Annotated in this window: 22 protein-coding genes and 2 tRNA genes; 16 read left to right on the forward strand and 8 right to left on the reverse strand. The window is 66.1% G+C overall.

What is annotated here, in order from left to right; genetic code table 11:
- Positions 1-46 precede the first annotated feature (46 nt).
- The 8 genes from pyrH (at position 47) to JCM7685_RS08115 (ending at position 8,842) form a co-directional block, all read left to right on the forward strand.
- Entirely contained in the window at positions 47-781 is a 735-nt protein-coding gene (pyrH, locus tag JCM7685_RS08080; protein ID WP_074966273.1) for a UMP kinase, read from the forward strand.
- 242 nt (positions 782-1,023) lie between these two features.
- The gene (gene frr, locus JCM7685_RS08085) at positions 1,024-1,587 is read left to right on the forward strand and encodes a ribosome recycling factor (RefSeq protein WP_074966274.1); all 564 of its coding nucleotides are present in this window, start codon (positions 1,024-1,026) and stop codon (positions 1,585-1,587) included.
- 5 nt (positions 1,588-1,592) lie between these two features.
- Entirely contained in the window at positions 1,593-2,327 is a 735-nt protein-coding gene (uppS, locus tag JCM7685_RS08090; RefSeq protein WP_074966275.1) for a polyprenyl diphosphate synthase, read from the forward strand.
- A complete protein-coding gene (locus JCM7685_RS08095; RefSeq protein WP_074966276.1) occupies positions 2,324-3,178 on the forward strand; it encodes a phosphatidate cytidylyltransferase in 855 nt (284 codons plus the stop codon). The genes uppS and JCM7685_RS08095 overlap by 4 nt, the downstream gene beginning before the upstream one ends.
- A gap of 4 nt (positions 3,179-3,182) precedes the next feature.
- Positions 3,183-4,355 (forward strand): 1-deoxy-D-xylulose-5-phosphate reductoisomerase, encoded by a 1,173-nt coding sequence (gene dxr / locus JCM7685_RS08100; RefSeq protein ID WP_074966277.1) that lies wholly within the window; start codon positions 3,183-3,185, stop codon positions 4,353-4,355.
- A complete protein-coding gene (gene rseP, locus JCM7685_RS08105) occupies positions 4,352-5,677 on the forward strand; it encodes an RIP metalloprotease RseP (protein ID WP_074966278.1) in 1,326 nt (441 codons plus the stop codon). The genes dxr and rseP overlap by 4 nt, the downstream gene beginning before the upstream one ends.
- A gap of 103 nt (positions 5,678-5,780) precedes the next feature.
- Entirely contained in the window at positions 5,781-8,117 is a 2,337-nt protein-coding gene (gene bamA / locus JCM7685_RS08110; protein WP_083412560.1) for an outer membrane protein assembly factor BamA, read from the forward strand.
- Positions 8,117-8,842, forward strand: a complete 726-nt coding sequence (locus JCM7685_RS08115; RefSeq protein ID WP_074966279.1) for an OmpH family outer membrane protein — start codon at positions 8,117-8,119, stop codon at positions 8,840-8,842. The genes bamA and JCM7685_RS08115 overlap by 1 nt, the downstream gene beginning before the upstream one ends.
- 187 nt (positions 8,843-9,029) lie before the next feature.
- Here JCM7685_RS08115 and JCM7685_RS08120 read toward each other — a convergent pair whose 3' ends face one another.
- Positions 9,030-9,977: a nucleoside hydrolase gene (locus JCM7685_RS08120; RefSeq protein ID WP_074966280.1), complete on the reverse strand. Its 948-nt coding sequence runs from the start codon at positions 9,975-9,977 to the stop codon at positions 9,030-9,032.
- A gap of 63 nt (positions 9,978-10,040) precedes the next feature.
- Positions 10,041-12,497 carry a penicillin acylase family protein gene (locus JCM7685_RS08125; RefSeq protein WP_074966281.1) on the reverse strand — a complete coding sequence of 819 codons (2,457 nt, stop codon included), beginning with the start codon at positions 12,495-12,497 and terminating at the stop codon, positions 10,041-10,043.
- A gap of 127 nt (positions 12,498-12,624) precedes the next feature.
- Here JCM7685_RS08125 and JCM7685_RS08130 point away from each other — a divergent pair, with 127 nt between their 5' ends.
- Complete coding sequence (locus JCM7685_RS08130) at positions 12,625-13,491, forward strand: NAD(P)-dependent oxidoreductase (RefSeq protein ID WP_074966282.1); 867 nt, start codon at positions 12,625-12,627, stop codon at positions 13,489-13,491.
- 163 nt (positions 13,492-13,654) lie between these two features.
- Positions 13,655-13,729, forward strand: a tRNA-Val gene (locus JCM7685_RS08135).
- A 151-nt stretch (positions 13,730-13,880) separates the two neighbouring features.
- On the opposite strand, the gene JCM7685_RS08140 is transcribed toward JCM7685_RS08135, so the two are convergent.
- Complete coding sequence (locus JCM7685_RS08140) at positions 13,881-14,813, reverse strand: IS5 family transposase (RefSeq protein ID WP_100526019.1); 933 nt, start codon at positions 14,811-14,813, stop codon at positions 13,881-13,883.
- 185 nt (positions 14,814-14,998) lie between these two features.
- Between JCM7685_RS08140 and JCM7685_RS08145 the strand changes: the two genes are divergently transcribed.
- The 5 genes from JCM7685_RS08145 (at position 14,999) to JCM7685_RS08170 (ending at position 20,221) form a co-directional block, all read left to right on the forward strand.
- Positions 14,999-16,558, forward strand: coding sequence for an RNA-directed DNA polymerase (locus tag JCM7685_RS08145; protein ID WP_139218171.1), 1,560 nt, complete (start codon positions 14,999-15,001; stop codon positions 16,556-16,558).
- Between the two features lie 86 nt (positions 16,559-16,644).
- The gene (locus JCM7685_RS08150; RefSeq protein ID WP_139218172.1) at positions 16,645-17,208 is read left to right on the forward strand and encodes a vWA domain-containing protein; all 564 of its coding nucleotides are present in this window, start codon (positions 16,645-16,647) and stop codon (positions 17,206-17,208) included.
- A gap of 112 nt (positions 17,209-17,320) precedes the next feature.
- Entirely contained in the window at positions 17,321-18,820 is a 1,500-nt protein-coding gene (istA, locus tag JCM7685_RS08155; protein WP_090271472.1) for an IS21 family transposase, read from the forward strand.
- Entirely contained in the window at positions 18,820-19,548 is a 729-nt protein-coding gene (istB, locus tag JCM7685_RS08160; protein WP_028030902.1) for an IS21-like element helper ATPase IstB, read from the forward strand. The genes istA and istB overlap by 1 nt, the downstream gene beginning before the upstream one ends.
- 250 nt (positions 19,549-19,798) lie before the next feature.
- Entirely contained in the window at positions 19,799-20,221 is a 423-nt protein-coding gene (locus tag JCM7685_RS08170; protein ID WP_100526057.1) for a hypothetical protein, read from the forward strand.
- A 79-nt stretch (positions 20,222-20,300) separates the two neighbouring features.
- Here JCM7685_RS08170 and JCM7685_RS19570 read toward each other — a convergent pair whose 3' ends face one another.
- On the reverse strand, positions 20,301-20,612 hold the full coding sequence (locus tag JCM7685_RS19570; protein ID WP_139218100.1) for a hypothetical protein: 312 nt from the start codon (positions 20,610-20,612) through the stop codon (positions 20,301-20,303).
- Between the two features lie 271 nt (positions 20,613-20,883).
- Positions 20,884-20,958: transfer RNA gene (locus tag JCM7685_RS08180), tRNA-Gln, on the reverse strand.
- Between the two features lie 97 nt (positions 20,959-21,055).
- Between JCM7685_RS08180 and JCM7685_RS08185 the strand changes: the two genes are divergently transcribed.
- Positions 21,056-22,267, forward strand: coding sequence for a BaiN/RdsA family NAD(P)/FAD-dependent oxidoreductase (locus tag JCM7685_RS08185; protein ID WP_074968881.1), 1,212 nt, complete (start codon positions 21,056-21,058; stop codon positions 22,265-22,267).
- On the opposite strand, the gene kdsA is transcribed toward JCM7685_RS08185, so the two are convergent.
- From kdsA to JCM7685_RS08200, 3 genes are read right to left on the reverse strand one after another with little or no spacing between them, the layout of a single operon-like run.
- A complete protein-coding gene (gene kdsA / locus JCM7685_RS08190) occupies positions 22,268-23,101 on the reverse strand; it encodes a 3-deoxy-8-phosphooctulonate synthase (RefSeq protein ID WP_074968879.1) in 834 nt (277 codons plus the stop codon).
- Positions 23,098-24,837, reverse strand: coding sequence for a capsule biosynthesis protein (locus tag JCM7685_RS08195; RefSeq protein ID WP_074968877.1), 1,740 nt, complete (start codon positions 24,835-24,837; stop codon positions 23,098-23,100). Before JCM7685_RS08195 ends, kdsA begins: the two co-directional genes overlap by 4 nt.
- Positions 24,821-25,474: an ABC transporter ATP-binding protein gene (locus JCM7685_RS08200; RefSeq protein ID WP_074968875.1), complete on the reverse strand. Its 654-nt coding sequence runs from the start codon at positions 25,472-25,474 to the stop codon at positions 24,821-24,823. Before JCM7685_RS08200 ends, JCM7685_RS08195 begins: the two co-directional genes overlap by 17 nt.
- Positions 25,475-25,551 lie beyond the last annotated feature (77 nt).

Here is a 25,551-nt window from a genome sequence, read left to right on the forward strand (position 1 = left end):
TGCGACATTTTGCGCGGCAATGAAACCGCCGCGAAAAGGTAGAGCCATGTCGGACAGCGCCCCCCAGAACCCCGGAAAATACTCTCGCGTCATGCTGAAGATTTCGGGGGAGGCGCTGATGGGGGACCAGGGCTACGGCCTGCACCCGCCGACCGTCGCCCGCATCGCGGCCGAGGTGAAATCCGTCCACGACATGGGCGTGGAAATCTGCATGGTCATCGGCGGCGGCAACATCTTCCGCGGCTTGCAGGGCAGCGCCCAGGGCATGGAGCGCGCGACCGCCGACTATATGGGCATGCTGGCCACGGTGATGAACGCGCTGGCGATGCAGGCGGCGCTGGAGGCGGAAAGGATCCACACCCGCGTGATCTCGGCCATCCGCATGGACGAGGTGGCCGAGCCCTATATCCGCCGCCGCGCCGTCCGCCACCTGGAGAAGAAGCGCGTCTGCATCTTCGCCGCCGGCACCGGCAACCCCTATTTCACCACCGACACCGCCGCGACCCTGCGCGCCAACGAGATGAATTGCGAGGCGATCTTCAAGGGCACCAAGGTCGACGGCGTCTATGACAAGGATCCGAAGAAGTTCCCGGATGCCAAGCGCTACGACGACGTGACCTATGACGAGGTGCTGCAGAAGCATCTGGGGGTGATGGACGCCTCGGCCATCGCGCTGGCGCGGGACAACGACCTGCCGATCATCGTGTTCTCGCTGGACGAGCCGGGCGGGTTCCGGGGGATTCTGGCCGGAACGGGGACCTATACGCGGGTGCACGGATAGGACGCAGGCCCAAGGCGAGGTCTTCGGCATGCCCCGCCGCGGCGCCTGACCCGGTGTCTTGGCGCCGGGCTCGGCCGGGGCGCGGTTCCGCCGGCCCGCGCGGGCGCCTGGCGAAAGGCCGCCGGCGCGCGGATCGCGGCCAAAGCACCGTGGCGGCATATGTGCGGATTTGTTCTCGGGGGCTTTGCCAAGTTCAACCGTTGCGGTTACAAACGGCAAAACCCTATCCACAGGCAGTCCCAATGGCAGAGCAAATCGAGATCGACACCGACGACCTGGAGCGGCGCATGAAGGGCGCCATGGAGGCGCTGCGCCATGAATTCGCGTCGCTGCGCACCGGCCGGGCCTCGGCCAGCATGGTCGAGCCGATCATGGTCGATGCCTATGGTTCGCCGACGCCGATCAACCAGATCGGCACCGTGAACGTGCCCGAGCCGCGGATGGTGACGATCAACATCTGGGACAAGGCGCTGGTCGGCAAGGCCGAGAAGGCGATCCGCGATTCGGGCCTGGGGATCAACCCTCAGTTGAACGGCACCATCATCATGCTGCCGATCCCCGAACTGAACGAGGAGCGCCGCCGCGACCTGACCCGCGTCGCCGCGCAATATGCCGAACATGCCCGCGTCGCCATCCGCAACGTGCGCCGCGACGGCATGGATCAGATCAAGAAGGCCAAGGGCGCCGGCATGTCCGAGGACGACCAGAAGTTCTGGGAAAGCGCGGTGCAGGAGCTGACCGACAAGATGATCGCCGCGGTCGACCAGGCCCTGGAAAGCAAGCAAGCCGAAATCATGCAGGTCTGACCCGGATGGCCGAAACCGCAGCCAGCCTGAGCAATTCCGGCGGTGGGGACCAGCGCCCCCGTCACATCGCCATCATCATGGATGGAAACGGCCGCTGGGCCAAGAACAAGGGCTGGCCGCGTCTCGTCGGCCACCGGCGCGGCGCCGAGCGCGTCAAGCAGATCGTGCGCGCCTGCCCCGACATGGGGGTGAACTGGCTGACGGTCTATGCCTTCTCGACCGAGAACTGGAAGCGCTCGACCGAAGAGGTGCTGGGCCTGATGGGCATCTTCGCCCGCTATATCGAGCGCGAGGCCGACGGGCTGGCCGCCGAGGGCGTGCGCATGCGCTTCATCGGCGGGCGCGAGCGGCTGGACCGCAAGCTGCAGCGGCTGATGGCCGGCATCGAGGCGCGCACCGCCGGCAATACCCGGCTGAACCTGACCGTGGCGATCAATTACGGCGGCCGCGACGAGCTGGTGCGGGCGGCGGCGCGGCTGGCCGCGCGCATGGCCCGGGGCGAGATCGCCGAGCCGGCCGAGGCCGACCTGGCCGCCTGCCTGGACACCGCCGGCCATCCCGACCCGGATCTGGTGATCCGCACCTCGGGCGAGACGCGGACCTCGAATTTCCTGCCCTTCCAGGCGGCCTATTCCGAATATGAATTCACCAAGGTGCTGTGGCCGGATTTCACGCCCGAGCACCTGGCCGAGATCCTCGACCGTTTCGGGCTGCGCGAACGGCGCTTCGGCGGCGCATGACGGGCGAGGGCTCAAAGCGCGACCGGTTGCGGGGTGCGCTGCAACGCGGCCGCGACAAATGGGCGGATCTGCGGCCGCGAGTGATATCGGGCGCCGTTCTGGTGGTGCTGGGGCTGGCGCTGCTGCTGTCCTCGGGGCTTTGGCTGCGCCTTGGCGTCTCGGCGGTGATCGGGCTGATGATGTGGGAACTGGCCCGGCTGACCGGCTGGCGCCATGCCGAGTTCCACAGCCCGCGCCACCCGGTGCTGATCGGCATCCTGGCCGGGCTGGTCATGCTGGCCATGCTGGTGCTGCCGGGCGACTGGCCGATGGCGCTGGCGCTAGTGCCGATGATCGCCGGCTGGCCCGGCACGCATGAGCACGAGCGCCCGGCCTATCTGCTGCTCACGCTGGCGATCCTGGGCGCCGGCTACGCGCTGGTGGTGATCCGCGAGGCCATGGGCCTGCCGACGCTGCTTTGGGTGGTGGGCACCGTGGTGGCTGCGGACATCCTGGGCTATTTCGTCGGCCGCAGGCTGGGCGGGCCGCGTTTCTGGCCCTCGATCAGCCCGAAAAAGACCTGGAGCGGCACCGTCGCCGGCTGGGTCGGCGCGCTGGTGCTGGCGCTGGTGCTGGTCCTGGCGGGACAGGCCGGCTGGGCTGTTCTGCTCGTCGGGCCGCTGCTGGCGCTGGCGGGGCAATTCGGCGATATCGCCGAAAGCTGGCTCAAGCGCCGCGTCGGGGCCAAGGACAGTTCGGATCTGATCCCGGGCCATGGCGGGGTGATGGACCGTTTCGACGCCATGGCGGGGGCGCTGCTGCTGGCGCTGGCCCTGCTGATGGCGAACCTCTTGCCGGTGATCGGAGGCTGAGACCATGCGCAGCGTATCGGTACTGGGCGCGACCGGATCGGTCGGCGAAAGCGCATTCGACCTGTTGATGCGGGCCGGCGGGCCGGCGGCCTTTCGGACCGTCGCGCTGACCGGCGGCGCCAATGTCGCCCGGCTGGCCGGCATGGCGCGCGCGTTGCGGGCGGAAATCGCCGTGACGGCATGGCCCGAGAAGCTGACGGAACTGCGCAGCCTGCTGGCCGGTAGCGGCACCGAGGCCGCCGCCGGCAGCGCCGCCGTGGCCGAGGCTGCTGCGCGCCCCGCCGACTGGACGCTTTCGGCCATCGTCGGCGCCGCCGGCCTGCCGCCGGGGCTGGAGGTGCTGAATCGGGGCGGCACGCTGGCGCTCGCGAACAAGGAAACCCTGGTCGCCGCCGGGCCGCTGGTCATGTCCCGCGCCCGGGACACCGGCGCCCGCATCCTGCCGGTCGATTCCGAGCATTCCGCGATCTTTCAATCGCTTCAGGGTGAAGATCTCGATTCCGTCGAGCATGTCACCATCACCGCCTCGGGCGGCGCCTTCCGCGACTGGCCGCTGGAGCGGCTGGCGCTGGCGACCGTGGCCGAGGCCAGCCGGCATCCGAATTGGGCCATGGGCCAGCGCATCACCATCGACAGCGCCAGCATGTTCAACAAGGCGCTGGAAGTCATCGAAGCGCATGAGTTCTTTGGCCTGCAGCCGGAGCGCATCCGCGTGCTGGTGCATCCGCAGTCGATCATCCACGCCATGGTCACGCATCGCGACGGCGGCAGCATCGCCCATCTTGGCGCGCCCGACATGCGCCATGCCATCGGCTATGCGCTGAACTGGCCGGCGCGGGCCGAACTGCCGGTGGCGAAGCTGGACCTGGCTGCGCTCGGCAGCCTGACCTTCTCGGCTCCGGATGAGGCGCGTTGGCCCGCCCTGCGTCTTGCGCGCGAGGCGATGCTGGCGGGCGGTGCGTCCGGCGCGGTGCTGAATGCCGCCAAGGAACAGGCGCTGGACGATTTCATCGCCGGGCATATCCGTTTCACCGATATGGCCCCCGCGGTTGAACGGGCGCTGGATCTGGCCGCGCGCGAGCCGGGATTCGCGCAAAGCCCGGGCGACCTCGACGCCGTGCTGGCCTGGGACCGTTTCGCCCGCCGCGCGGCGGCGCAGGGACGGGGCGCGGCATGACCGGGATTCTGGACGCCATGGGCGGCTTCCTGTGGACCGCCGCCGCCTTTGTCGTGGCGCTGTCGATCATCGTCACCGTGCATGAATACGGCCACTACATCGTCGGCCGGCTGTCGGGCATCAAGGCCGAGGCATTTTCGCTGGGCTTCGGCCCGCGCCTGGTCTCGCGCCGCGACCGGCACGGCACGGTCTGGCAGGTGGCGGCGATCCCACTGGGCGGCTATGTCCGCTTCCTGGGCGATGCCGATGCGGCCAGCGCCGGCTCGGTCCCGGTCGATCCGGCCCGCGCGCGGCAAAGCCTGACCGGAGCGCCGCTTTGGGCGCGTTTCGCGACGGTGGCGGCGGGGCCGGTGTTCAACTTCGTCCTGTCGATCCTGGTCTTTGCCGGCATGGCGCTGTGGCAGGGCCTGCCGGTCGAGGCGCCGCAGGTGGGCAAGCTGCACCCGACGCCGCCCGGGGTCGAGATGCGGCTGCAGACCGGCGACCGGATCCTGGCGGTGGACGGCCAGCCGGTTGCCGACTGGCGGGCCCTGGGCAAGCTGGCCGAGACCCTGCCGGCGCGCCCCAGCCACGACTGGACGGTCCAGCGCGACGGGGCCGAGATCACCGTGCCCGGTCCCGATCCGATGCCGCCGCTGATCGGCGGCGTGGCGCCGCGCAGCCCGGCGGTCGCCGCGGGTCTGGCGCCGGGCGACGTGATCCTGGCGGTGGACGGCCAGCCGGTGGCGCGCTTCGACGAATTGCGCGGCCATGTCACCGGCGCCGCCGGCAAGCCGGTGCTGCTTCGGGTCTGGCGTCCGGGCCAGGGCGAGGCCGATTACACGCTGATCCCGCGCGAGCAGGACCTGCCGACCGAGACCGGCTATGAGCGGCGCTGGCTGATCGGCATCACCGGCGGCGGCAGCTATTTCGACCCGGCGATCCGGCCGGCCGGGCTGTTCGAGTCGCTGGGCCTGGGCGCGGCGCGGACCTGGGACATCATCGCCTCGTCGGTCTCGGGGCTTTGGGCCATGGTCACCGGCCAGATCGGCAGCTGCAACCTGGGCGGCGCGATTTCCATCGCCGAGACGACGGGGCAGGCGGCCTCGGCCGGCGGCGGCAATTTCATCTGGTGGATCGCGGTGCTGTCCGCGGCCATCGGCTTTCTGAACCTGCTGCCGGTGCCGGTGCTGGATGGCGGCCACCTGATGTTCTACCTCTACGAGGCGGTCGCCGGGCGGCGCCCGTCCCGGCGGGTGGTCGACATCCTGTCCGCGCTCGGGCTTGCCGCGGTGCTGTCGCTGATGGTCTTCGGCCTCACCAACGATCTTTTCTGCCCCTGAACGGCCCTGACCTTTTGACAGTCCCGCCCGCTTCGCGGTATCCATCGGGGCAAATCCGGCGGGGCCAACCCGCCGGGCAACGCATTATTCGCGAGGGGCGGCGATGACGGACGGGAAACTCGGCAAGGGCGCGCTGGCGCTGATCTCGGCGCTGGCTGTGGCCGCGCCCGTCGGCTTGGCGGCGACCGCGGCCTCGGCCTATGTCTTCGGCAATGTCCGCATCGAGGGCAACCAGCGGATCGAACCGGCGACGATCCTGTCCTATCTGGACCTGCCGCGCGGCCAGGACGTGTCGCCCGGCGCGCTGAACGACGCCATGCAGCGGCTGCAGAACTCGGGCCTGTTCGAGACGGTGGAACTGGTGCCCTCGGGTGGGACGCTGGTGGTCAAGGTGGCGGAATATCCCACCATCAACGCCATCGCCTTCGAAGGCAACAAGCGGCTCAAGGACGAAAACCTGGCCGAGATCGTCAAGTCCAAGGCCCGCCGCGTCTATTCGCCCAGCCAGGCCGAGGCCGATGCCGCCGCGATCAGCCAGGTCTATGCCTCGGAAGGGCGGCTGGCGGCCCGCGTCGATCCGCGCATCATCCGCCGCGGCAACAACCAGGTCGATCTGGTCTTCGAGGTGGCCGAGGGCAAGGTCACGGAAATCGAGCGCATCGGCTTCGTCGGCAACCGCGCCTTTTCCGACAAGCGGCTGCGCAACGTCTTGCAGACCAAGCAGGCCGGCATCCTGCGCACCTTCATCAAGCGCGACACTTTCGCGCCCGACCGCCTGCCGGTCGATGAAAAGCTGCTGACCGATTTCTATCGCTCGCGCGGCTATGCCGATTTCAAGGTCCAGGCGGTGGCGCCCGAACTGGCCCGCGAACGCGATGCCTTCTACATCACCTTCCAGATCCAGGAAGGGCCGCGCTATACTTTCGGCACCGTCAACACCGTCAGCGAGATCCCCGGCGTCGATGCCGCCGACTTCGCGGCGCAGAACCGGGTCAAGCGCGGCGCGGTCTACAACCCGACCATCATCGACACCAGCATCCGCCGCATGGAGGCGCTGGCGCTGCGCAAGGGGCTCGACTTCGTCAATATCGAGCCGCGCATCACCCGCAACGAGCGCAACCAGACCCTGGACCTGACATTCGCCCTGACCCGCGGCCAGCGCGTCTTTGTCGAGCGCATCGACATCGAGGGCAACACCACCACCCTGGACGAGGTGATCCGCCGCCAATTCACCACCGTCGAGGGCGACCCCTTCAACCCACGCGAGATCCGGAACTCGGCCGAGCGGCTGCGGGCGCTGGGGTATTTCTCGGACGTGCAGGCCGAAAGCCGGCAGGGCACCTCGCCCGAGCAGGTCATCGTGGACGTGAACGTCGAAGAGCAGCCGACCGGCAGCCTGAGCTTCGGCGTCAGCTACGGCGTCTCGACCGGCGTCGGCTTCAACGCCTCGCTGTCGGAAAACAACTTCCTGGGCCGGGGCCAGCAGGTCGACCTGTCCTTCGCCACCGGCTCGGGCACGAAAAGCTCGGGCTTCACCTTCGTCGAGCCCTATTTCCTGGGCCGCAACCTGAAGGCCAGCTTCCGCACCTGGTACAACACCACCGACCGGCTGAACTCGGACTACAACACCCGCACCGTCGGCTTCCAGACCGGGATGGAATTCCCGATCTCGGAAAACGGCCGGCTAGAGATGCGCTACAAGCTCAGCAAGGACACGCTCTATGACGTGGAGCAGCTGCATGTCGATGCGGAAAGCGGCCGGCTGGTCGGCTCGTCGCCGATCCTCTACAACGAGCAGGGCGGTTTCTTCACCTCGGCGCTGGGTTACTCCTACAGCTATGACAGCCGCATCGTCGGGCTGGACCCGCTGACCAGCTATCGCCTGCGCTTCAGCCAGGATTTCGCCGGCGTCGGCGGCGACGTGAAATCGGTCACCAGCACGCTCTACGCCGGCGTCGAAAGCCGCGCCTGGCGCGAAAGCGTCACCATGCTGGCCGAGTTCGAGGCGGGCGCGGTGCATATGCTCAGCGACCAGAACAGCCGCTTCATGAACCGCTTCACCGGCAACGGCAAGATCCGCGGCTTCGAGCCGAACGGCATGGGTCCGCGCGACCTGGCGGCGCCGAACGAGGACGCGCTGGGGGGCAACTATTTCTGGGCCCTGCGCACCGAGCTGCAGTTCCCGCTGGGCCTGCCCGAGGAATACGGCATCAAGGGCGGCCTCTTTGCCGATGCCGGTTCGGTCTGGGGTCTGGACAACAACATGGGCGCCTTCGACACGCCGGTCGACGACGGCATGCATATCCGCGCCTCGATCGGGGCCTCGCTGTTCTGGACCACGCCGATCGGCCCGCTGCGCTTCAACTTCGCCAAGGCTCTCAAGAAAGAGGACTATGACGAGGAACAGGCCTTCGACCTGACCATCTCGACCAAGTTCTGATGCGCGCGGGCCGGGGCATCGCAGCCTGGGGTCTGGCGGCGCTGCTGGCCGCCCCGGCCGCCGCGCCGGCCCAGCCTGTCGGGCCCTCGCCGCTGGAGGGGGCTGGCGGCCGGCAAGGCTCGGCGCCCATCGTGGTCGATACGCCGACGCCGCAGGGCGAGGGCGTGCTGCCGGTGATGACGCTGGACCAGGCGGCGCTTTACGCGCGCTCGCAATGGGGCCAGCGGGTGCAGGCCGAACTGGAACAGCGCCAGCGCGAGATGGAGGCCGAGAACGACCGGCTGACCAGCGAATTCGCCGCCGAGGAGCGCTCACTGACCCTGCTGCGCCAGACGCTCTCGGCCGAGGAGTTCCGCAAGCGCGCCGATGAGTTCGACAAGCGCGTGGTCGAGGTGCGCCGTTCCTTCGACGCCGCCGCGAAAGAGCTGCACAACCGCGACGCCGCCGAACAGCAGGCCTTTTTCCGCGCCGCCCTTCCGCTGCTGGCGGCGATGATGCGGGAACGCGGCGCGGTGGTGGTGCTGGATCAGCGCGCGATCTTCGTGGCCTCGCAGTCCATCGACGTGACCGATGCGCTGATCGCGCGCATGGACGAGGAGATCGGCGCCGGCCCGCTGGAGGAAGAGGCGCCTGCCCCGGATGCACCGGATGCGGAGCCGGGTGCCGCCGATGCCGCCCCGAACCCGAGGGACGCCGGGAAAGCCGCACCGCAGCCGGCCGACTGACACGGGTCAGGCCAGCCGCCGGTGCAGTGGCCGGATGCGCCGGATCGGCGGCACGAGGCGTTCCTCGGCATCCCCCCTCGCGGATGCGGCCTTGGCCCGGGATCCCGCCCATGCTGTCGCGCAGGATATCAGCCGGGAGCAGGGCGATACCGAGGACGTCGCGCCGCAGCCGGCCGACCGACGCCGGTCAGCCGACCTGCCGGTCCAGGGTGCCGATGCGCCGGGTCAGCAGCGCGAAGAAGCCTTCTGCATCCACCTCGCGGATGAAGGTGGCGTTCGCCGGGCGACCGCTGACCCGCCACCAGTCGGCGACGGTCATGCCCAGGGTGTATTCGCCCTGGGTCTCGATCTCGACATTGATGTAGCGGCCGGTGAAGAGCCGGGGCTCCAGCAGCCAGGCGATGGTGCAGGGGTCGTGCAGGGGCGCGCCGTGACTGCCGTATTTCTCGCGGTCGTAGCGCTCGAAGAAATCGGTCCAACTCGCGATGGCCTGGCCCACGCGGCCCATGGCGCGCATCTCTTCGACCCAGGCGCGGCTGGTCAGCGCCTTGTGGGTCACGTCGAGCGGCATCACCGTGATCGGCGCACCGGCGGCGAAGACCAGCTTCGCGGCCTCGGGATCGACATAGATGTTGAACTCGGCGGTGGGGGTGACGTTGCCCACCTCGAAATAGGCGCCGCCCATCAGCACGATCTCCTGCACGCGCGTGATGATGTCGGGGGCGCGCTGGAAGGCCAAGGCGATATTGGTCAGCGGTCCGATCGGCACCAGCGTGACCGAGCCGGCGGGTTCGCGGCGCAGGGTCTCGATCAGGAAATCGACGGCATGGCCGGGGGCGATCGACATGGTCGGCGGCGGCAGGGTGACGCCGTCGAGCCCGGTCTTGCCATGCACATGCTCGGCCGTGACCAGCTTGCGCGACAGGGGCGCGTCGGCGCCGGCATAAACCGGCAGGTCGGGCCGGCCGGCCAGTTCGCACAGCATCCGGGCATTGCGCTCGGTGTGGGGCAGCGGCACGTTGCCGGCGACCACGGTCAGGCCCAGCACCTCGAGCTCGGGGCTGGCCAGCGCCAGCAGGATGGCGACGGCGTCGTCCTGGCCCGGGTCGGTGTCGATGATGATCTTGCGGGCCACGAATCTGTCTCCTGCGGCTGGTTCACGGCGAAGGAAGCCTTTGATCGCATTGGATGCAAGAGGTTAGTTCGCAGCCGGTTCCAGCCGGGTGACGCCGGCCGCCGCAGCCCGCGCCAGGTCCGGATCCAGCGACATGCCGACATATTCCCCGCGCCGCCACAGCTCGGCCATGTCGTCGTAATGGCGCGACAGCGGATGGCCGGACTGCCCGGTCGAGATGATGAAGACCGAACTGTCCGGGTCGGCCAGGTCGTAGACGCCGCGATAGGCCGCGCCGGTGACGTTCAGCCAGGGATTGCGGCCATGGCCCAGCATCCCCGCCCGCGCGATGGTCGCGTCGCCGCCCGAGGTCGGCTGGATCAGGTTCACGATATAGGAGAGGCCGCGCATGTCCCCCAGTGCCGGATGGACATGGCGGGCGCGATGCAGGTCGCCCCAGCGCCAGCTTGCCAGGTCGGGGCCGAAGCGCGCCGTCAGGTCCAGCAGCGCCGCGTCCAGCGCCTGCCGGGCGATCTGGGTGCAGGTCTCGACCGGGGCGGACTGGCGGATGTCGCACCAGGCCGAGGCCCCGCCGGTGTCGCGGAACACCCGGTCGATGAAGCCGGGATAGAGCTCGGTCAGGTCGTCGGCCAGCGGCCCGAGGTCGTCGCGCACCAGCCGGTCCTGCAGCGCTCGCATCCAGGCGGCATAGATCAGCGGCTCGGGCAGGTGTTCGCTCATCGCGCCGTCCCAATTCGCCAGCAGCGCCAGCGCGTCCTGGCGCAGCCTCTCGGGCGTGCCCTGCGCGGCGGGCTCATCGGTGAACCACAGGTCTGCGCCGACGAGCGGCAACAGGGCGCGGGCCACCGGGCTGACGATGTCGTTCTGCGCGGCGATGAAGCTGTCGCGGGAATGGACCTCGCGCGAGTCGATCAGGTGGCGCAGCCGGGCCTGGCGATAGCCGCTGTCCCCGTCGTGGCCCAGTCCCGGCACGCCGGGCAGCGCGGCGCCGGTGGCGGCGGTGATGCCGCTTTCCGGGTCCAGGTCGGTCGCCGCGGCCGGCGCGGCGTCCAGCCCCTGCCAGCGGTTCGCCGCGATCCAGCCCGGCGCCGGCATCCGCCCGGCGGTCTGGTGGCTCGGCGATCGGCGCGGCACGGCGCCGGCCAGCAACTGGCCCACGCCCGCGCCATCGGCCAGGGTGACGATCATGGCGGGCGCGATCAGGTCGCCCAGGGCCTGCGCCGCCGCCCCTCGGTCGGGCGCCTGCATCAGGGCCAGCAGCGCGGACATGCTGCGGTCGTTGCCGAAGCCTCCGGTCCAGGACAGCGCCGCGACATGGCCGGCGGGCAGCACGGTGGCAAGGTCCAGCTGCGCGCCGGGGATGATCGGGCCGTTCTCGGTCTCGCGCAGGGTGATGGTCTGCGGCTCGGCGCCGCGGATGCGCAGGGTCTCGCGCCGGGTGGCGAAGGCGGTCCAGCCCTCGGCGCCGCGATAGCGGTTCGGGTCGCCGGGCTGGACTTCCTCAACGTAAAGGTCCTGGTCGTCGATCTGCGCCGGCGTGACGCCCCAGGCCAGCCGGGTGTTGCGCCCCGACAGAACCAGGGGCATGCCCGGGATGGTGCCGCCGATCACCCCGCCCGAGGCCAGCTCGATCCGGGCCAGATACCAGAGGCCCGGCGCGGTCAGCGCGAATTGCGGGTCGTTGGCCAGCAGCGCGCCGCCCGCCGCGGTGCGCGCCTTGGCCGCGGCGAAGCCGTTGGCCGTGGCCCCGGCCGAGGGCGCAAGATAGCCCGCCAGCGTCGCCGTCCAGTCCTGCGGCCCGGCGCCGCGTTCGGGCGCGGCGAAGCGGGCGCCGGGAAACAGCGCGGCATAGCCCGGCATCGACGGCTCGCCCGGTCGCGCGACCAGGTCCTGGCCGCGCGCGGGGTCGGCCAGCGACAGCCGCGCCCGCAGCACCTCGCGCCGCATCTGCACGGTCGATGAGGCCGCCAGCAGCTTCAGCACCGCCAGCGAGTCCGCCGGCTCCCAATAGGCGATGTCCTCGGGGTAGAGAAAGAACTCGGGCGCGCCGCGTCCCCGCGCGCCCAGGTTCACCTGCCCGATCCAGGCGTTCACGCCCTCGGCATAGGCTTGCAGCGCCGCGCGTGCCTGCGGGTCCTGCGCCTCGAGCGAGGCGCGGGCGTTGCGGTAAAGCCCCAGCCGTCGCGCCAGGTCGTCGGCCCGGATCGCGCCGGGACCATATATCTCTGCCAGCCGGCCCTGGGCGGCGCGGCGCAGCACGGTCATCTGGAACAGCCGGTCCTGGGCATGGGCGAGGCCCAGGGCGAAAAACACGTCGCGGTCGGTCTTGCCGAAGATATGCGGCACGTCCTCGGTGGTGCGCACGATCTCGACCGGGGCCGAGATGCCGGCGACCTCGTATCGGTCGTCGTAGTCGGGCAGCGAGCGGATGGCAAAATACCAGGCCAGCAGGACCAGGGCCAGCGCCAGCCCGATCAGCCCGACCGTCAGGCGCACAAGCCAGCGGAAAATCGTTACCATGGCGCGGCGCGGCCCCGAACTTGGGCGCAGAGGTTGACCCTCGCGCCGGGTGGTGGAATTCATCGGGGTGAATAGGGCAGGGCGCGGGCCGGATCAACGCGCCTTTCGCGTATAGGGAGAGAATGTGATGGCGCGCGTGGCATTTCTGGGACTTGGGGTGATGGGCTTTCCCATGGCGGGTCATCTGGCGGCCGCGGGCCACGAGGTAACGGTTTGGAATCGCAGCCACGCCAAGGCCAGTGCCTGGGCCGCGCGCCATGCCGGCCGCACCGCCGCCACCGCGCGCGATGCCGCCCAGGGCGCCGAATTCGTCATGGCCTGCGTCGGCAATGACGATGACCTGCGGCAGGTTTGCCTGGGCGAGGCCGGGGCCTTTGCCGGCATGGCGGCAGGCGCGGTCTTCGTCGATCACACCACGGTTTCCGCTGCGGTCACGCGCGAACTGGCCGGGGTGGCGGCGGGCGCGGAGATCGGCTTCGTCGACGCGCCGGTCTCGGGCGGGCAGGCGGGGGCCGAGAGCGGCCAGCTTTCGGTGATGTGCGGCGGTGCGCAGGCCGATTACGACCGCGCTGCGCCGATGATCGCCGCCTATGCCAAGATCTGCAAGCTGATGGGGCCGTCCGGCGCGGGGCAACTGACCAAGATGTGCAACCAGATCGCCATCGCCGGGCTGGTGCAGGGCCTGTCGGAATCGCTGCATTTCGCCGAAAAGGCGGGGCTTTCGATCGCATCGGTGGTTGAGGTGATCAGCCAGGGCGCGGCCGGCAGCTGGCAGATGGCGAACCGTTACCAGACCATGGCCGAGAACCGCTTCGACTTCGGCTTCGCGGTTGACTGGATGCGCAAGGACCTGGGCATCTGCCTGGCCACCGCGGACGAGACCGGCGCCACGCTGCCGGTGACCGCGCTGGTGGACCAGTTCTACAAGGAGGTGCAGAGCATGGGCGGCGGACGCTGGGACACCTCGTCGCTGATCGCGCGGCTGCGCCGGTAAGGCGGCTTGCCAAGCGCGGGCGGCTCGGGCTATCAGCCGGGCGGGGATGGTTGGCCCAGCTGGTGGAGCGTCTCGTTCACATCGGGCGCTTTGGCCGGCACCCTTCGGAAATAAAGGGAAAAACATGGCTTGCTCCCAAACTTGCAAGCCGTGTTCCCTATCGGGGGCGGTAGCTCAGCGGTAGAGCGACACGTTTACACCGTGTTGGTCGGGGGTTCGATCCCCTCCCGCCCCACCAGATCACCAAATTTTACTAGTAAAATCAGGAGTCTAGAAATTTTGCCGATTTTCATTCCCACCACATTTCCCGCCACCCGAAAACGGTAGGCCAACCCGACTCTGTTGCACCAAAGAGTTGATGGCCGGATTTCCCCTTTCCCCGGACAGATCTATCCCACGGCCTCTGTGACGGGGGTGCCAAGCGCGGTGTAACGGTTCAGAATAGCGATACGGACCTGAAGCTCGGCGACCTGTCGGTCAAAGTCCCGTGCCATGAGGCGCTGACCCAGCAGTTTCACACAGTGCATCTTCGTCTCGACGCGGCTTCGGGGGTGGTATCCACTCCATCGTCGCCAGAGGGCACGACCGAGGTATTTCGATGCCCGCAGAGCCTCGTTTCGTGCGCCCGCGCCGGCGGCGACTGTCTTCCAGGGTTTGGCGTTCTTGCGGGGCGGAATGACAGCGTCGGCGCCGCGGTCAGCGATGGCATCGTGGCATTTGCGGGTGTCGTAGGCGCCGTCTGCTGTGACGCGGCCGATCTGCTCGTGCGCCGGGATCTGTTTGAGCAGGTCGGGTAACACCGGCGCATCGCCGATGTGGCTCCCTGTGATCTCCACCGCCCGAACCTCCAGCGTTTCCTCATCAATCCCCAGATGGATCTTGCGCCAGACGCGCCGTTTCGGGCCGCCATGCTTGCGGGCGTGCCACTCGCCTTCGCCCTCGACCTTGATGCCAGTGCTGTCGATCAGCAGGTGCAGCGGCCCCTTGGACCCGCGATACGGTATGTTCACAGCCAGGGTCTTCTGGCGACGGGACAGGGTGCTGAAGTCAGGCACCGTCCAGTCGAGACCAACCAACTGCAGCAGGCTCTCGACGAAACCAGTCGTCTGCCTGAGCGCCATGCCGAAGAGCACCTTCATCGAAAGACACGTCTGAATGGCGGCATCGCTGTAGGTCTGCTGGCGGCCACGCCTGCCTGTCGGCGCGGCATCCCAGCTCATCTCGGGGTCGAACCAGATCGTCAGCGAACCCCGGCGCTTGAGCGCTTCATTGTAGGCTGGCCAGTTCCGGGTTCTGTATGTCGGGGATGCGGGTCGGCTCATGCAGACCAGCTACCGTACGGGTTTTATCAGATGAATCCATGACAGGATTTGTGCAACAGTGCCCGTAGTCTGGCCAAGAGGCTTAGCGACCGGCTTGCTGCGCGCGGTATTACGGTAGTTACCAAGCAGTTGCCACCAGAGGTCAATGATCTGAACGATTATCTCCGATCGCGGCGAGGCATAGCATGACCTGGTTCAATCTTCTCCTCATGCCAGAAAACTTGCTCTGGGCATGGCGCAAGGCGCGACGCTGCTATCGTATGGCAGACGGACTTTTTGATCAGGCTGAGATTGCGGCCTTCGAACTGAATCTCGAAGCCGAACTGACCGCTATTCGACACGACTTCGAGACAGGGAACTGGAGAAACAGGCCAATCAGGTTGGTTCCCCAACCGAAAAAGCCGGACAAGGAGGGAAAGCCACGGCTAAGACAATACTTTGATATCGCCGTTCGCGATCAAGTCGCTTGGATCGCTCTCGTCAATGTTCTGGGGCCGGAATTGGATCAGAAGATGCCGGCGTGGAGCTACGGAAATCGACTGTATCGTGCTGCATGGTATGAGGAGGAAACCGCTGAAGGGCAAAACTCCAAGCTAAATATTGGGCCCTATCGACACTCAGCAGGTTATCTTTACCGACATTTCAAACATAGCTGGCCGCTCTTCCGGCGCCACATCTCAATCACCGCTCGCAAGATGGTCGGTAAAAGCATTGAGGAAGACGATCTTGATACCGGCGAACGCTTGGCCCTCGAGCAGGGCGACGAACTTGCCTACTTCCACCCAACGTTCTGGAATCGTCCAGCGTCAGGTGACAATACGCTCTATGCTGCATCGCTGGACCTGAGTAAATTCTACCCGTCGGTGCAGGTTTCGGCGATCCAGCGAGGCTTCGATACTCTGGTAGAAGGGTTTTCTGACGAACTCCGCCTCTCAGCACTTCTCGCTGCAATGCTTCGGTTTGAGGTCGACGACGGAGGCCTCGACCAAGCTCTCAAGGCCAAAGTCGATCCTATTGCGCCCGTCGGATCGTTCGATGGCATCCCGACAGGCTTGTTCGTCGGTGGCTTCCTCGCGAACGTCGCCATGCTCCCAATCGATCGTGAGGTCGAGAAGCTGCTGCTGCAACACCGCAACATTGCTCATTTTCGCTTCGTCGACGACCATGAGTTCCTCGCATACGATTTCGACCGGCTCCTAGAGTGGATGACCGAATACGCCCATCTGCTCGCACGACACGGCATCGGTGTAGAGATCGAGCGCGAGAAATACAGTCCGGCGGAATTAAAATGGCTGCTTCACCCCGACGAGACAGTCGAGCCTAAGAAACTATCGGAGCTTCGATCCGTCGCGATCGCTGCCGCGTCTGTTGATGGTCGCAAGCCCACCCAGCTTATGACGCGGACCTTAGCGCAGGTTTCGATGTTGGCAGCGACCGATTTTGACTTACTGACCGACGCTGGCCGTAGTCAGCGGCTTGAGCAACTCGAATGGCTATTGCTCGCCAATATCCCGGACAACGAAATTCGCGGCGATACGCGCATGGCCTTCGCCGCCGCGCGGATAGCCAACCTCACGCCCGCCTTGTTTCGTCCAAACGAGGAGCTTCTGCTCGAACATCGCCGGCTCAAGGCGCTCACCCGTGGCAAGGCACCCGCAGATCTGGATCCCGCTATGGTCAAGCCATTTCTTGACCGCATCGCTGAACTCGAAAAACTGAGCAAGAAAGCTGGGCTGCACTCGTAAAGCGTCATTTCGGGCTGCTCTTCGAGGCTTTTGCCACCCATCCTGACAAGGTCAGGCTTTTCACGCGTTTGCTCGATTACTGCCGGGTGACCGGACACAATGGTTTTGATCGCATGCGCCGCTGGATGGACGACCACGCCGACGACGATCACAAGTTCCTGCAGTCGTATCTGGGAGCGATGGCGTTACACGCCCTCGCTCGATATGTTCTAACTGCCAGCGTTGCCCTCTCTCAGCCTGACCTGCTCCGCCGCGAACGTGGAGCGGCGCGAGCCTTTCTTGAGAATCTGGTGCGCGCGGATCTCGAGGCTTTCGTCCCCCGCGCAAGCGAAGCTGTCCGATTGCAACAGTTCCAGTGGAATGCGCGTCGGGCATTCGAGGCCGCACTAGTGCTTGGGGCGACTGAGATAGCGATGACGGACGCCACGCTCTCGAATGAGATGCTGGTCCGAGCGATAGGGTCCGAAAAGGCGGCAGCACCTGGCTTCGTCGTGCTGTTCGAAATGACTGGAGTGCCGCTGGGGGTATGGTTCCACTGGCTGTTCACGACCACCGGCGCACATCCCATGCAGCCACCCGTCTACTGGGCGACGGCCGCCAAGAGTTATGAACCTGGCCGCCCCGAGGACTGGAACGGTCTGAGATGTTGAACGGCTTGCAATAAGGACCCCGCTTCTGGGGTGATCGGCGTCCAAAATGGACCCCACCGACCGGGGGTTGGGTCCATTGTGCCTTCGATGATTATCGGAGGCCGAGCACGGGATGCTGATCGTGGAGACAATCGCAAAAATCAGGCGGCTACATTTCACCGAGGGCAAGGGGATCAAGACGATCTGCCGTGACCTGAAGCTGTCGAAGAAGGTGGTGCGGAAGGTGATCCGCACCGGGATTACCGAGTTCACCTATACCCGGACGGTGCAGCCGCGCCCGAAGCTGGGTGCCTGGCTGGGGGAACTCAACCGGCTGCTGGAGGTCAACGCCGCGCGGTCCAGCCGGGAACGTCAGTCTCTGATACAGATCTACGAAGAACTGAGCGGTCTCGGTTATGAAGGTGGGTATGACGCGGTGCGCCGCTACGCCTCGAACTGGGCACGCACTCAGAGTTCAGGCGCTTCTGCCGCCTTCGTGCCCCTGAGCTTTGCGCCCGGTGAAGCCTATCAGTTCGACTGGAGCCACGAGGTTGTGGTGATCGATGGGGCGACCACCACCATCAAAGTGGCCCATGTTCGCCTGTGCCACAGCCGGATGTTCTTTGTGCGGGCCTATCCGCGCGAGACGCAGGAGATGGTGTTCGATGCCCACGACAGGGCTTTCGCCTTCTTCAAGGGCACCTGCACCCGCGGGATCTACGACAACATGAAGACGGCGGTGGAGACCATCTTCACCGGCAAGGAACGCCTCTACAATCGTCGGTTCCTGCAGATGGCCAGCCATTATCTGGTCGAACCCGTTGCCTGCACCCCTGCTGCGGGTTGGGAGAAAGGCCAGGTGGAGAGCCAGGTCGGCACTGTCCGTCAGCGGTTTTTCGCGCCCCGCGTCAGGGTCAAGAGCTACGAGGAACTGAATGCCTGGCTGCTGGACAAGTGCATCGCCTCGGCCAGAACCAGCAAGCATCCGGAGCTGACGGACAAAACCGTCTGGCAGGTCTTCCAGGAAGAGCGCCCGCACCTTGTCCCCTATGCCGGGCGCTTCGACGGATTCCATTCACTGCCTGCGGCGGTGTCAAAGACCTGTCTCGTGCGCTTCGACAACAACAAATACTCCGTCGCGGCAACGGCTGTCGGGCGGCAGGTCGAGATCAGGGCCTATGCTGAGCGGATCGAGATCCGGCAGGAGGGCCGACTGGTCGGAGACCACCCGCGTCACTTCGGCCGGGACCGAACGGTTTACAATCCCTGGCATTATGTGCCTGTTCTGCTTCGCAAACCCGGGGCGCTGCGTAACGGCGCACCGTTCAAGGACTGGGTTCTTCCCGGAGCTCTTGAACAGATCCGCCGCAAGCTGCAGGGCTCCTCAGATGGCGACCGCCAGATGGTGAAGGTCCTCGGCGCTGTGCTGACGGAAGGGATGCCTGTGGTTCAAAAGGCATGTGCCGAAGCTCTCTCGCAAGGCGTCCATTCTGCCGATGTAATCCTCAATATTCTATCCCGCAGGCGAGATCCGGAACCACCACCGCTTCTGCTGACCTCTCCGGCCTTGCAGTTGACCCATGAGCCTGTGGCGGACTGCGCCCGTTATGATCTGCTGCGGAGGGCCTGCTGATGGATCGTGCTGACATCATGGCTGCAATGGGCGAGTTGAAGCTCTACGGGATGCGCGCCGCTTATGACGAACTCATGGCGGTGGCTGTGCGCCGCCAGCACGAACCCCGCCAGATCGTTGGAGATCTTCTGGCCGCCGAGATCAACGAGAAGAAAGCGCGGTCGGTCAAATACCAGATCACCACCGCCAAGCTGCCCTATGCCCGGGAGATCGAGGAGTTCACCTTCGATGACACCCCAATCAACGAGACCCTGGTGCGAGATCTGGCCAGCGGGGAGTTCCTCAGCCAACAGCGCAATGTCGTGCTGGTTGGCGGCACCGGGACCGGCAAGACCCATATCTCTGTGGCCATAGCGCGCGCGGTCATCCGCAATGGTGCCCGGGGCAGGTTCTTCAATGTCGTCGATCTGGTGAACAGGCTGGAGGCCGAGGCCCGTGCCGGACGGGCAGGCCGGCTTGCAGAACATCTGATGCGGCTCGACTTCGTCATCCTCGATGAACTCGGATACCTGCCATTCGCGCAGTCCGGCGGCCAGCTGCTGTTCCATCTGATCAGCAAGCTCTATGAGCAGACTTCCGTCATCGTCACCACCAACCTCGCATTCGGGGAGTGGCCGACCGTCTTCGGAGACGCAAAGATGACCACCGCGCTGCTCGACCGGCTCACCCACCACTGCGACATCGTCGAGACCGGCAACGACAGCTGGCGCATCAAAACCCGAGCCTGAACACCCTCCAAAACGCAGGCCCGCGTCGGCTGCGCCAGCTGGAAAGCTACGCCGCCACGGGCCTGCTCACCCGCGCGCCAAAGGGGTCACTTTTGGACGCCGATCAGGGGGCCCGTTTGAATGCCGATTGACACTCTAAACGCCAAGGTCGTAGGGCTGCAGTCGGGACGGCAGCGGCGGTTGCCGGTGTTGGTTTACTGGGTGCGTTGAGCGGACTTGGCGATAGCGACACTTGAGAGAGACCAGAGCTATGAATCTGCAACAGAAGATCGCTGCGCGAAGGCGCGAACGAGAACTCGAAGAAAAGCAAGCAGAAATGCGGGCTTGGGGGGTGCGGGGACCCCAGAGCAAGGAAAACACCAACGAAGCAGAGGAGGAATGCCCCGATATCAATGACCTGCCTGCCAATGAGGAAGCCGTAGATGATGAGGAAGCCGTAGATGACGCGATATTCAGGGCCAAGCTGGATGGTGCTCCCGTCTTTGTGCTGTTCCTGTACTACCTCCTGCTTGCCTTGATTGTACTCCTTGCCCTCTTCACCGCCAAGGCTGCACTAGACGGAGATCTGTTTGGCGCGATCGTATTTGCAATCGTTGCCTTGCTGCTTCGGCGATTGAATCGAAGCATGATTAACAGCGTTACTCCCCCAGATCAGCCTCCTCCTGCAACCTGAGGCCCAGGCTTTTGTCGGCCTCATAAGGTAGATCTATGTTCAAACACCTATTCATGACGGGCCTGCTCTTCACCCGCCGTCATCTGGTTCTCGTGCTGACCTTTCTGATCTTTTCCCTCATGGCGGATGCCGCCTTGGTGAAACAAGGGTCCGGAGGGTGGATAATAGGCGACGCAGCAAGTGGAGCGGCTCTGGCGGATTCGCGGGTTGGCTCGTTGGCGGTGTGGGGGTCGTCGCAATGGGCACCGGTAACGGGATCCCAGCTATTGCCGTTAACAGCCTCGGTGCCTTGTTTGGAGGGGTTGTGGGAGGCGGCACAGCCGGCGGCATAGGCGCGCTTCTTGCGGGTGAGATCATTGACCCCGTAACCATTGGTAATGGTGTTTTGCATGTCTCTCGGGGCGTCCGTCATCATCGTGCGTTTGGTCAACGGTACGCGTACGGCGATCAGCAGCCTCTGTGGCAGGCTATTCGGCTGAGGTTCGCTCTACCGAACCGAAGAAGGACAACTCCTGGGGCATCTCTTGGGGCACTTGAGGCTTTACCCCTCACAGGCCAAGGCCGATGTCAGCGACCTTGCGGCATGCCAAGCTGATGATCGCGCTGGAATAACCTCCGATCACTGGCTGCAGCCTAACGCTCTATCAACGTTCAGGAAATCTTGGCTGGGGCGGTAGGATTCGAACCTACGGTACACGGTACCAAAAACCGTTGCCTTACCACTTGGCCACGCCCCAACTCTGTGGAGGGGTATCTATCCAAGGCGACAGGATGGTGCAAGGGGCAATTCCGAATTTTCTTGTGGACGGATTCGCGGGCAGGTAAGCGCCCGCCATGGAACAATTCGACACGGCCATTCTTGGCGCCGGTGCGGCCGGTCTCTTCTGCGCAGGCTCGATCCTCAGCGCGTTGCCGCATGGAAAATCGCAGCGTATCGCTATCCTTGACCACGCCAAGGCTCCCGGCGAGAAGATCCGCATTTCGGGCGGCGGGCGGTGTAATTTTACCAATCTCTCCGCCGCACCGGACCGCTTCCTGTCGGGTAATCCACGATTCTGTGCCTCGGCCCTCGCTGGGTTCGGGCCCGGGGATTTCGTCGCGTTAGTGGACCGGGCGGGCATCGCTTGGCATGAGAAGACGCTGGGGCAGCTCTTCTGCGACGGCAGCGCTCGGCAGGTCATCGATATGCTGCTGCATCGGATGCGCGGAACCGAACTGCGGCTTGAGACCCGGGTCGATTCGGTGGAGTCGGTGGGCGAGGGGTTCTGCCTACGGACCTCACGCGGCGACCTGTCGGCGCGGCAGGTGGTGGTGGCGACGGGCGGCAAGTCGATCCCCAAGATGGGCGCGACCGGCATCGGATACGAGATCGCTGCCCGTTTCGGCCTGGATCTGGTCGAACCGCGGCCCGGACTGGTGCCGTTGACCTTTGCCCAGCAGGATCTGGACCTGTGCCGGCCGCTGGCGGGCCTGTCGGTTGCCGCCGAGGTCGGACATGGCGCCCGGCGACAGAGAGCCCAATTCCGCGACGGGCTGCTTTTTACCCACCGCGGATTGTCGGGGCCGGCCATCCTGCAGATATCCAGTTTCTGGCGGCCTGGAGAGGAGATCGGCATCGACCTGGCACCCGACTCCGATCTGGCCGCCGGTTTGCGGGACTTGCGCGGGCAGGGCGGGCGCATCAGCGTGGCTTCGGCGCTGGCACGCTGGCTGCCGGGACGACTGGCCGAGGCGATCTGCACCGACCTGAATCTTGCCGGCGCGCGGCTGGCCGATCAGAGCAATGCGGCCCTGGATCGGCTGGCGCGGCGGGTCCAGGGCTGGGTTCTGCGTCCTGTCGGGACGGAGGGCTGGCGCACGGCAGAGGTGACGGTCGGCGGGGTCGATACCCGCGGACTGGAATCGCGCAGCATGCAGGCGAAGGCGGTCCCCGGCCTTTATTTCATTGGCGAGGTGGTGGACGTGACCGGCTGGTTGGGCGGCTACAACTTCCAGTGGGCCTGGGCCTCGGCCCATGCCGCAGCCCAGGCGATCGCTGTCCGTTGATCAGCCCATCACCGGATCGGATTTCGCCAGCGCGTCGAAGCGCATCAGCGAAGCGATCAGCGCCGGCATCCGCTCAAGCGGAATCATGTTCGGTCCGTCCGAGGGCGCGTTGTCGGGATCCTGGTGCGTCTCGATGAAGACCCCGGCCACACCCAGCGAGACCGCGGCCCGCGCCATCACCGGTGCGAATTCGCGCTGCCCCCCGGACGAGCCGCCCTGGCCGCCCGGCTGCTGCACGGAATGGGTCGCGTCCATGATCACCGGCCAGCCGGTGCGTGCCATGATCGGCAGGCTGCGCATGTCGGCGACCAAGGTGTTGTAGCCGAAGCTGACCCCGCGCTCGGTCAGCATGATGCGCCGGTTGCCGGTCGAGGCGACCTTGTCGGCGACGTTGGGCATGTCCCAAGGGGCCAGGAACTGGCCCTTCTTGATATTGATGGCCGCGCCGGTCTCGCCTGCCGCCAGCAGCAGATCGGTCTGTCGCGACAGGAAGGCGGGGATCTGGATCACGTCCGCCACCGCGCCGGCGGCCCGCGCCTGTTCGATGTCGTGGACATCGGTCAGGACCGGGCAGCCGATGCGCTGGCGGACCTCGTCGAGCATGCGCAGCCCTTCGTCGATGCCGATGCCGCGGCGTCCCTTCAGGGAGGTGCGGTTGGCCTTGTCGTAACTGGCCTTGAACACATAGCCTGCGCCGGCCCGATTGCAGGCCTCGGCCATGGTTTCGGCGATCATCATCGCATGGTCCAGCGTTTCCAGCTGGCAGGGGCCGGCGATCAGCACCAGCGGCAGGTCGTTGCCGAAGGTAACGTTGCCGATCTGGACATGGTTCATGAGGACACCTGTTCGCGCAGGATCGAGGCCGTCAGCGAGAGCATCAGATAGATGCCCGAGAAGATCAGGAAAGCCACGATCGTGTTCTGGAAAGCCTTGGGATACGTCGCCTCGTCCGGCGGCACCGGCGCGACCGAGAGGGACAGATAGCGGACCTGCTTGTTCGCCTCGATCCGGGCGTTTTCCATTTGCGCGGCAGCGGTGGCAAGCAGTTCCTGGCGGGTGGCGAGATCGGATTCCGCGATGCGGATCTCGCCCGAGATGGTGGCGAGCGAGCCGCGGGCATTGTTGCCTTCGGTCAACTGGCCGCGGGTATCGGCCAGCATTTCCTGCAGGCGGCTGATGTCGCCGCGGACACCGGCGACGCGGCTCTGGTTCGGGCTGGCATTGGACTGCAGCTGGCCCAGTTCCAGCTTCTTCTCGGCCAGCTGCCGCTCAAGCTCGGCGATGCGGCCCATGATGACCGAGCCCTCGGCCACCGGATCCAGCACGCCCAGCTTCTGCTGCAGCTCCTGCACGCGGCGCTGCGCCTCGAGCACCTTGGTCTCGGCGTCCTGATAGCTTTCGACCGCGCCCTTCATCTGGTCCTCGCGCAGGCGGGCGGTCATCTGGTCGACCTGGCCCTCGGCATATTTGATCAGTGCCAGCGAGAAATCCTGGCTCAGTTTGGGATCGGGGGCGATCACCTCCATGTTGACCACGCCCTCGGTCGGATCATAGCCGATCTTCACCGAATTCTGGTAAAGCTTGTAGGCCTGTTCGTTCGTGGCCTCGGGCGGCAGGCGCAAGAGGGCGTCGATGGCCGGACTCTGGAAGGCCTGCTTGAAGCCCAGGTCCTTGTTCAGACGCAGCATGGCATCGCGCGAAGTCAGGTAGCTTTGCACCGAGACCGAGTCGGTGTTCGTCGCCAGCTGGGTGCCGCTGAACAGGCCGCCCAGGCTGCCCGAACTGGATTTCTCGGCCTGCTGGATCTGGAACTGCGAGACGGTGGCATAAAGCGGCGTCGCCACGAAGGTGTAATACCAGCCAGCGATCAGCGTCGGCAGGCCGACGAAGGCGACGAGCCGCGCCGCAAGCATCAGCAGCCTCCGGCGCCGGCGCCGCGCGATGTCCTGCTGGATGCGGATGATCTCGGCCGCGCGGCGGTCCTCGGTCAATGCCTCGCGCGAGGGCAGCTTGGTCTGGCCCGGGGGCAGCGGCACGATCTCGGTGCCGCGGCCGTGGCGGGCGGGCGTGTCCTTGCGGGTCGGCACCGGCATGGTGCTGGCGGGCGCGGCCTGAGCCTGGGCCCGCGCACCCTCGTCCGACAGGATCTTGCCGACGGCGGCGCGATGGAACGGGTCGATGCCGCGGTCGCGCAGCAGAACCACGGCCTCATGGTCCGATTCCGCGTCGATCTCGTGCATGGCGGCGATGCGCCGGGCCATGCGCAGTTGGCGGTCGGTCAGGTTCTCGGCCCGGACGGCGGCGATGCGTTCCTGCATCGAGGCCTGCTCTTGCGGCGCGGGCTTTGCGGCCGCCGCGCCGGGAAAGCGCATGTCGCCGAAACCGTCGTCGCCGGAGGCCGCGGCGAAAAGCTGGTCCGGCGGCGCCAGGCCGGGCGGCGCGCCCGCCTCGCGCTTCTGGACCGAGATCTGGACCTTGCGCGCCGTCTCGACCGCGTTCGAGCGGCTGACCGCCAGGACCGATTCCTCGCGGCGGATGCGATAGGCGCGGGCCTTAGGCGGTGTAGTCATAATATTGCTTTGCCTCTTCGAGGGTTTCAAACTGATAAAGCTTGCCGTCGCGCAGCACGGCGGCCGAACTGCAGAATTTCTCGATGGTCTGCGCCTGGTGCGACACCACCACCACCGTCGCCGATTTCAGCCGGTCGTAGAGCACCGAACCGGCCTTGCGGTTGAATTCCGCGTCGGTCGTCGTCGGCATGCCCTCGTCGATCAGGTAGACGTCGAATTCCAGCGCCAGCATCAGCGAGAAGGTGAAGCGCGAGCGCATGCCGGCGCTGTAGGTGCCGACGGGCATGTCGAAATATTCGTCGATGTCGGTCAGCCAGCGGCAGAACGCCTCGACATAGTCGGGGTCGAGGCCGTAGATGCGGGCGATGAAGCGGGCGTTTTCATTCGCGCTCATCGTCGCGGTGATGCCGCCCATGAAGCCCAGCGGAAACGAGATCCGGCAATCGCTGCGGATCGTGCCCTCGTCGGGTTTCTCCAGCCCGCACATCATGTTGATGATCGTGGTCTTGCCGGTGCCGTTCGGGGCCAGGATGCCCATGGACTGCCCCAGTTCGATTCGGAACGAGGCGCGGTCGAGGATCACCTTGCGCTGCGTCCCGGTCCAGAACGACTTGGAGACATCGTCGAATTCGATCATCAGCCCGTCCTGATCCGCAGCCTTGCGGATGGCATATTGAGACACCCCCGTCCGAGCCGGTGCCCGGCGGATTTGGC

The organism is Paracoccus aminovorans (genome assembly GCF_900005615.1).
Taxonomy (GTDB): domain Bacteria; phylum Pseudomonadota; class Alphaproteobacteria; order Rhodobacterales; family Rhodobacteraceae; genus Paracoccus; species Paracoccus aminovorans.

What these genes read in the sequence shown, in the direction of transcription:
- pyrH (WP_074966273.1), top strand. Translation starts at nt 47, where the DNA reads ATGTCGGACAGCGCCCCCCAGAACCCCGGAAAATACTCTCGCGTCATG.
- frr (WP_074966274.1), top strand. Translation starts at nt 1,024, where the DNA reads ATGGCAGAGCAAATCGAGATCGACACCGACGACCTGGAGCGGCGCATG.
- uppS (WP_074966275.1), top strand. Translation starts at nt 1,593, where the DNA reads ATGGCCGAAACCGCAGCCAGCCTGAGCAATTCCGGCGGTGGGGACCAG.
- JCM7685_RS08095 (WP_074966276.1), top strand. Translation starts at nt 2,324, where the DNA reads ATGACGGGCGAGGGCTCAAAGCGCGACCGGTTGCGGGGTGCGCTGCAA.
- dxr (WP_074966277.1), top strand. Translation starts at nt 3,183, where the DNA reads ATGCGCAGCGTATCGGTACTGGGCGCGACCGGATCGGTCGGCGAAAGC.
- rseP (WP_074966278.1), top strand. Translation starts at nt 4,352, where the DNA reads ATGACCGGGATTCTGGACGCCATGGGCGGCTTCCTGTGGACCGCCGCC.
- bamA (WP_083412560.1), top strand. Translation starts at nt 5,781, where the DNA reads ATGACGGACGGGAAACTCGGCAAGGGCGCGCTGGCGCTGATCTCGGCG.
- JCM7685_RS08115 (WP_074966279.1), top strand. Translation starts at nt 8,117, where the DNA reads ATGCGCGCGGGCCGGGGCATCGCAGCCTGGGGTCTGGCGGCGCTGCTG.
- JCM7685_RS08125 (WP_074966281.1), bottom strand. Translation starts at nt 12,497, where the DNA reads ATGGTAACGATTTTCCGCTGGCTTGTGCGCCTGACGGTCGGGCTGATC.
- JCM7685_RS08130 (WP_074966282.1), top strand. Translation starts at nt 12,625, where the DNA reads ATGGCGCGCGTGGCATTTCTGGGACTTGGGGTGATGGGCTTTCCCATG.
- JCM7685_RS08140 (WP_100526019.1), bottom strand. Translation starts at nt 14,813, where the DNA reads ATGAGCCGACCCGCATCCCCGACATACAGAACCCGGAACTGGCCAGCC.
- JCM7685_RS08145 (WP_139218171.1), top strand. Translation starts at nt 14,999, where the DNA reads ATGACCTGGTTCAATCTTCTCCTCATGCCAGAAAACTTGCTCTGGGCA.
- istA (WP_090271472.1), top strand. Translation starts at nt 17,321, where the DNA reads ATGCTGATCGTGGAGACAATCGCAAAAATCAGGCGGCTACATTTCACC.
- istB (WP_028030902.1), top strand. Translation starts at nt 18,820, where the DNA reads ATGGATCGTGCTGACATCATGGCTGCAATGGGCGAGTTGAAGCTCTAC.
- JCM7685_RS08170 (WP_100526057.1), top strand. Translation starts at nt 19,799, where the DNA reads ATGAATCTGCAACAGAAGATCGCTGCGCGAAGGCGCGAACGAGAACTC.
- JCM7685_RS19570 (WP_139218100.1), bottom strand. Translation starts at nt 20,612, where the DNA reads ATGCAAAACACCATTACCAATGGTTACGGGGTCAATGATCTCACCCGC.
- JCM7685_RS08185 (WP_074968881.1), top strand. Translation starts at nt 21,056, where the DNA reads ATGGAACAATTCGACACGGCCATTCTTGGCGCCGGTGCGGCCGGTCTC.
- kdsA (WP_074968879.1), bottom strand. Translation starts at nt 23,101, where the DNA reads ATGAACCATGTCCAGATCGGCAACGTTACCTTCGGCAACGACCTGCCG.
- JCM7685_RS08195 (WP_074968877.1), bottom strand. Translation starts at nt 24,837, where the DNA reads ATGACTACACCGCCTAAGGCCCGCGCCTATCGCATCCGCCGCGAGGAA.
- JCM7685_RS08200 (WP_074968875.1), bottom strand. Translation starts at nt 25,474, where the DNA reads ATGATCGAATTCGACGATGTCTCCAAGTCGTTCTGGACCGGGACGCAG.